This is a genomic window from Terriglobus sp. YAF25, assembly GCF_052113305.1.
In the GTDB taxonomy this organism is placed as follows: Bacteria; Acidobacteriota; Terriglobia; order Terriglobales; family Acidobacteriaceae; genus Terriglobus.
Genome location: NZ_JBFRCY010000523.1, coordinates 1 through 4,613 on the forward strand (window position 1 = coordinate 1; position 4,613 = coordinate 4,613).

Annotated in this window: 4 protein-coding genes; all 4 read left to right on the plus strand. The window is 57.7% G+C overall.

What is annotated here, in order from left to right:
• On the plus strand, positions 1-871 hold an 871-nt coding region (locus AB4043_RS19325), incomplete at its 5' end, for a carbohydrate kinase family protein (protein ID WP_442307812.1).
• Between the two features lie 146 nt (positions 872-1,017).
• Positions 1,018-1,593 (plus strand): carboxypeptidase-like regulatory domain-containing protein, encoded by a 576-nt coding sequence (locus AB4043_RS19330; RefSeq protein WP_442307813.1) that lies wholly within the window; start codon positions 1,018-1,020, stop codon positions 1,591-1,593.
• Complete coding sequence (locus AB4043_RS19335; protein WP_442307814.1) at positions 1,520-4,090, plus strand: hypothetical protein; 2,571 nt, start codon at positions 1,520-1,522, stop codon at positions 4,088-4,090. Before AB4043_RS19330 ends, AB4043_RS19335 begins: the two co-directional genes overlap by 74 nt.
• Positions 4,091-4,149: 59 nt before the next feature.
• Positions 4,150-4,613 (plus strand): PIG-L family deacetylase (locus tag AB4043_RS19340; RefSeq protein WP_442307815.1); only part of this gene is annotated, 464 nt, incomplete at its 3' end.

Genomic DNA, 4,613 nt, shown 5'->3' on the forward strand with positions numbered 1-4,613 from the left:
GGTAAAGACCGATAGCTTCCTGATCGCTCCCGGCGGTGGCTTGGCCCGCGCAGCGATCGCTGCCAGCAGATTGGGGTCTGCCACCGGAATCGTAACTCGGGTTGGAACGGACGCCGCGAGTCTGCCCACATGGAATGCCCTGATGGCGGAAGGACTGGATGTCAGCGCCTGTGAGATCAACAAGGATTATGCGACGGCGTTGACGGTTTCGATGGCCTACCGTTCCAACCGGATGATGGTGACGCACGATCCGATCAATCAGCGGTTGGAGGACTTGCTTTCCAATCCAGCGGTACAACAGAAGCTGCATCGCGCGCGGCATGTACACTTCGCCTGCGCTCTACGTCGTCCGAAGCAGTGGATCCCGGTGTTGAAGCAGCTGCGGGAAGCCGGCATTACGGTATCCGCCGACTTCGGCTGGAATCCTGATCTGTCTCCTTCGCAGATCCACTCCATCGTGCGCCACTGCGAATTCATCTTTCCCAACGAGAACGAAGCGAAGGCCATCACCGGGGCCAGTGATGCTGTGCGGGCCTTGGAGAAGCTGCAGGAGTGGGTCCGCGTGCCTGTCGTTAAACTTGGCCGCCGCGGCGCCATGCTGATGGCCGATGGCAAGATCTATCGGGAACCGGCACTGCCCATCGCAGTAGTGGATGCAACCGGTGCCGGAGATGCATTCGATGGCGGTTTCCTGCATGCCTTTCTCCACGGATCGGACTGGGCCGATTGCCTGCGGGCGGGAAATATCTGCGGAAGCCTGTCGGCGGCCTATCCGGGCGGCTCACACGGTTTGCCCGATCCGAAGGAGTTTCGCCACTATATGGCTCAGGGAAGCGGCCGTTCAGCGCGGATAAGAGCGCAAAGCCGATAAAAAATCCATAAAATTTTGTTGACAGAGAAAGTTTGGCGGCTTTACGTTACCGATAACGATACCGATATCGGAACACCGGAAGCTTGGTTCCGTCACCCTTGCTGCAGGGGCCGCTTCCGGTTAATCCGCTCCTTAGGAGGCAGTCGATGAGCTCGTTTGTCACTGTGGTCCCCGCATTCTCCAACATCTTTCAACGGACGGTTCTGATTCGCCTCCTTCTTCCTCTGTGTCTTCTTCTCGGAGCCGTCCACGCACATGCGCAGCTCGACAATGGATCCATTACCGGCACGGCGCGCGACGTCAGCGGCGCCGTCATCGCCGGGGCTTCCGTAACCATCCGCAACGTAGCTACCGGCGTTACCACGACGCTGACAACCAATCAGGACGGCGTGTATCAGGCGCTTGCTCTGATTCCGGGAACGTATGAGGTGGAGGTGGCCTCTCCCGGCTTCGGCACCTCGAAGCAGACGGGCGTCGAAGTGCACGTCAAGACACGTGCGCAAGTTGATTTTGAGCTGAAGGCGGGCAGTCAGAACGATACGGTGGAGGTCAGCGCCGAGGTCCTGGGCCTGCAGACGCAGTCGGCTGATGTAGGCAACGTCGTCAGTACAACCCAGATCAACGATCTTCCTCTGAACGCCCGCCGTTATGCCGATCTGGCGCTGCTGGAACCATGGCAGTGCATGGGAGTACGCCCGCAACAGCGTCTTCGACGCCAATAGCTGGGCCAACAATCATGCGACGCCCAAGGTTGCGAAGGGCAACTTCAGCCAGAACCAGTTCGGTGGAACCTTCGGTGGCCCGATTCGCCACGATCGTCTGTTCTTCTTCGGAGACTACCAGGGGCTACGCAGCACCCAGCAGACGACCGTGTACTCGGTCGTGCCCTCGGCGGCGATGAAATCGGGTGATTTGAGTGAGGTTGCGGCCTACAATCCGACGGGGACACTTCCGGGACAAATAGGTTGCATCGTTCTCAAAGTGGTAAATCCTAACTGCATTGATCCTGTAGCACGCCGCGTTCTTGCATTACTCCCCGATCCGAATAACATCCAGAGCCTGAATAACAAATGGGACGGTTCGAGCAACTACAGGTTTAGCTATCAGCTTCCCCAGCAGGTGAACTCGTTCGACACGCGCATTGATCAGAAGATCAGCGAGCGTCACTCGATCTTTGGCCGCTACAGCTTTTTGGACCAGCACCGCCAGGATCCGCCGTGGACGTCAAACCCGACGGTCGGCAATGGCGGGTTCGCAACCGACTACAAGATCCGCAACCAGGGGCTTGCACTGGGATGGACAACCGTCTTCTCGTCCTCTGCTGTAAATCAGGCGCGTTTTGGATGGAGCCGCGACAGTGCGCATAGCGATCCCATTGGACTCACCTTGGGAGCATCGGCTGCAGGCGATGTCGGACTCTCTGGCGTTCCAGTTTCTTCCTACTCCGCCGGCCTGCCGCCCATGAGTATCTCCGGCGGTTTTCGAAGGATTGGCGTGGATCTGTACCGTCCACAGTTTCAGGCAGCGCAGGTGTATCAGTTCCTGGATACCTTTACTAAGTTGAAGGGGAATCACAGTCTGATGCTTGGCTATGAGTATCACCGCAACACGTCGACCTTCCTCGATCTGCAGGCTCCGCAGGGCTATATGGGTTTCTCTGGTCTGTTCACCAATAGCAATGGATTTGGTTTTGCGGACTTCCTGTTGGGCAATGTGAATCAGACCATCTACAACAGCGCACTGGTCGTCCATAACTTCCTGTATGGCAACTCCTTTTTCGGGCAGGACACCTGGCGTGCAACGCGGAACCTGACCATTACGTATGGAACCCGCTATGAGCTGTATTCGCCTATGCTGAACCGGACCAATCAGCTCTCGAACTTCAATACTGCTAATGGCGGATCACTGACGGTGGCGAGTAGTGGCGGATGGGCGCAACGAGCTCTCATCAATCCGGACAAGAACAACTTTGCTCCGCGCGTCGGCTTCAGCTATCAGGCGACGGATAAGATCGTTCTACGTGGTGGATACGGTGTCTTTTACCAGTACATTAACCGTATCGGGTCTGAGTCGCAGTTGGCTCAGAATCAACCCTTCCTGAAATTCGTGAACGACTCCCGCACCATCGCAGGCAGCACCCCTGTCTTCTTCCTGCAGAACGGCTTCCCGGGAGCGACGTATGCCAATGCGACAACACCGCTCTATATCCAGAAGTCAAACTGGCAGGACTCGAATCAGCGTACCAGCTACGTTCAACAGATGAGTTTTGGACCGCAGATTCAGTTGCCCAGCAACATGGTGCTTGAGACCATCTGGGTAGGGAACTTCGGACACAAGATGAACCGCCTGCGGAACGCCAACCAGGGGTTGATTACCGGCTATACGGGCTCAACGCCGAACGTGATCTTTCCCTATGCCAATCTGAACTCYGGCACTCTGCATGCCTTCCTCGAGCAGGCGACTAACGACGGCAACACCAACTATCACGGCCTGGTAGCCAGTCTGCGCCGGCCCATGAAGAATGGCCTCGCGTACCAGTTCAGCTATACGTGGGCGCATGCCTTCAGCGACTACGCGGATAATCTCACCGCAGGTTCCACCCCACAAAATGCCTATGACTATGCACACGAGTACTCGCAATCGCCCTTCGATCAGCGCCATCGCTTTGTGGCGAATGCGCAGTGGAGGCTGCCGATCGGCCGCAACGGCCTGGTACTGAATAATGGCTCGACGGCATCGAAGCTGGTCGGTGGCTGGCAGGTCAATGCCATCGTTACGATGGAGGCGGGAAATCCATTCAACGTGACAGCTACCGACCTGACGCAGACCGGTTCAAGCCATGCGATGTACGCTAACTGCCTCTCAGACGGCTTTGCCGGAGCGACGCGTGATCGCCTGGCGGTTACGACCCAGTCGGCGACGGGCCGTTATATCAATCCGGCGGCATTCTCTCAGCCGGCGACAGGCGCCTTTGGGAGCTGCCGGCCGCGTCCTTATGCTGCACCAGGACGTCACAATGAGGACCTTAGCCTCTTCAAACAGTTCGAGTTCACCGATGTCCGAAAGCTGGAGCTTCGTTTTGAGTTCTTCAACGCATTGAACCATCCCAACCTGGCGGCTCCGGCTTCCAGCATTGCAACCCCCGGCACGTTTGGAAAGATCAGCAGCGTAGTTAACAACGCACGCCAGGTACAGATGGCTGCCAAGTTCTACTTCTGATATCGAGTCAATATGAGCGGCCGGATCGCGGTCCGGCCGCAAGGAGATGAAAGATCTTTATGCTGTTTGTCAGAAAGTTCACTGTACTGGCGCTGACTCCCGTGTTGTTTGCGGGACCGATCCCGGCCGCACATGCCTTTCAGGCGCGCCCGCAGGCCGACGCAAGGCCGATCGCCGCGGATGAAGGGGCCGCCGCGCTGTGGCAGTCGTTGAAGCGCCTGCAGACACGCGCCAGTCTGATGATGATTGTGGCGCATCCGGATGACGAGGACGGAGCGACCCTGGCCTACCATAGCCGCGGTGTCGGTGCGCGCGTGGCGCTGCTGACGTTGGACCGCGGTGAAGGCGGAGCAAACGTGATGTCCTCCGATTACTGGGATGCCCTCGGTCTGGTCCGTACAGAGGAGCTGTTGCAGGCCGGCCGCTACTACGGTCTGGATGCCCAGTACTTCACCTCGATGACCGACTACGGCTTTTCGAAGTCTCTTGATGAAGCGTTGGGACAATGGGGACATGACAAGGT